The following is a 326-nucleotide window of genomic DNA, read 5'->3' as shown; positions in this document are numbered from 1 at the left end:
ATATAGTACCAATAGGAGTAAGTAACGGCATCCCAACGTTTGTACAATCTGCAAATGGTTCTCTTGTAACAGATGTTGATGGCAATCAGTACATTGATGTCGCGGGAGCAATCGGAACAATTAACGTAGGGCATTGTCATCCAGCTGTTAAAGAGGCGCTCCATAAACAAGTAGATCAATACATTCATACTGGAGTTAATGTCATGATGTATGAGCCATATATTGAATTAGCAGAAAAACTTGCGGCATTAGCGCCGGGAAGTTTTGATAAGCAAGTACTATTTTTAAATTGTGGTGCAGAAGCGGTTGAGAACGCTGTGAAAATC

At 40.2% G+C, this 326-nt stretch carries 1 protein-coding gene; it reads left to right on the top strand.

Annotated features, from left to right (window positions below; all coding sequences use genetic code 11):
- On the top strand, nucleotides 1–326 hold a 326-nt coding region (locus tag ACSG5Z_RS29935), incomplete at both ends, for an aminotransferase class III-fold pyridoxal phosphate-dependent enzyme (RefSeq protein ID WP_435712752.1).

Origin of the sequence: Bacillus pretiosus (genome assembly GCF_051294775.1) — a bacterium.
GTDB lineage: Bacteria > Bacillota > Bacilli > Bacillales > Bacillaceae_G > Bacillus_A > Bacillus_A wiedmannii.
The sequence above is the reverse complement of the archived record's forward strand: the minus strand, read 5'-3'. Positions and strand labels throughout refer to the sequence as shown.